This is a genomic window from Paenibacillus sp. VTT E-133291 (assembly GCF_002264395.1).
GTDB classification, from domain to species: domain Bacteria; phylum Bacillota; class Bacilli; order Paenibacillales; family Paenibacillaceae; genus Paenibacillus_AQ; species Paenibacillus_AQ nitricinens.
In genome coordinates, this window is sequence record NZ_NFVA01000200.1 from 1 (window position 1) to 1,749 (window position 1,749).

General features: G+C 33.2%; 1 protein-coding gene. It reads left to right on the plus strand.

Annotation, left to right across the window (positions count from 1 at the left end):
- Nucleotides 1–541: 541 nt before the first annotated feature.
- Nucleotides 542–1,240 (plus strand): hypothetical protein, encoded by a 699-nt coding sequence (locus CA598_RS31500; protein WP_094879046.1) that lies wholly within the window; start codon nt 542–544, stop codon nt 1,238–1,240.
- The last annotated feature ends 509 nt before the right edge of the window (nt 1,241–1,749 follow it).

Genomic DNA, 1,749 nt, shown 5'->3' on the forward strand with positions numbered 1-1,749 from the left:
AGTAAATGAAGCAGATAGATGGAGAGGAAGGCTCGCCGCCCCCTCCTACTCGATTTAAGAAGAAAACGAACAAGGCTATTCATCATATCGTATTCAGTGATTTTCAATTACAAGTTTATATCGCCCTAAGACTTTCGCCCCTATATATTTAATTTCTAACAATATTTATGAAACTTCGACACTATGTATGCAAAAACACGAACCACAATTAACATATTAATCCAATACTTTTATACTATTGGAAATTTTTACGTTTGTTGTAAGATGGATATATACCATAAGAAGGGAGAGTTGTAAAAAATATAAAACCGTATGCAAGTTGGCTAGTAAAATTGTGTACCCACCCACTGTTAGGATCTATCGCTGAAGAAATCCTAGACAACGAACAAAGGTACGTCAAAGAAAGTACAATTCTTCCATCCAAATGAAAAGAGTACTTGATCTCATACATTGAGTGCTCTGAGATTCAGTCTTCTGATTATTTTAATTAAAGAATAAAGGTTATGAAAACATTCCAAATAAAAGAAAGAGAGTGATAAAAATGAGTTTTAAGAAACTATTACTAACTTCTTTATCTGTGTGTCTCTTGGCGGTGGGATCACCTGCATTTGCATCGAGTAGTGTTGAAGAAAGTCCGGCTACGTCAATTGCACAAACTATCGATTTAGAAAATGATTTGGATCAATTGTCCAAAGATGTAATCGTAAGTGATGTTTTAACTTACGATGAATTGGTTTCACTCATGTCTGAAGAACAAGGAATCACTGAGGAAGAAGCCTCTGCAATCATTTTAAATAATTCTGGTGCCAATAATAGAATTTCGTTAGAAAGTAGAGAATCGGCAGCACGCTTAAACACATATAGAACGGTAACCAAATACCTCGAAGGTATTAATAACTCCTACTATCGACCATCAATGGAGTTCTACTGTCAAACAAGTGAAGGTGACGGTTTTCGTGGTATTATAAAAATTATGACTTCAAGTATGAATACATTGTATAATAATGGTTCTACGACGGTTGCAAAGACTTATGTTGGTACTCTTTACGTGAATCTTCAAGATGCAAATACCATTTACTACATTGCAGACGGGAAGTTTTATAATAACGGTGGTATTCAATCAGTTACTGGTAATATACAAATAGGCGTTGGTGGTTCAACAACTCTTGGAATTTCTGCTACCGCTGCTACTAATTTGTATATGACGATTTTCCAATCCGATCCTTTTACTTGGTACTAAAATAAAAAAAGATCAAACCATGAAGGATCTAATTACTTTAGCGATCCTTCATGGTTTTATTTTTTAAAAGAGTACATATATCGAGTAGAAAAAATTAGTATGAATTGATATGTTTCCCTTTAATTAAAAATAATGGTATTATTGTCTTGCAAATACCCAATGATTAGGGGGTGTATAATTGAGTGGATAAAAACAGCAAATTGCTCTTATCAAGTATCATCATTGGTTTATTAATTATGTTCTCACCAATAATCCTTACAGGGTATACCTATTCTTCAGACAACATTTTGGGCCCTCTATTGTATGTTGAATTCATTATTAGATCATTAGCAATAATTATTGGATTACTTGTTATTTATGATGGTGTAAAGAATTTTTTAAAAAAATAATACAAAAAATTTATATTTTCTTATGATGGACAATACAGATATTTTCTTTGATCTAAGGAGACCTCTTAATTTCGAAGAGGTCTCCTTTTCTATGTGCGCCCAGCATGGGCGCTATCTATA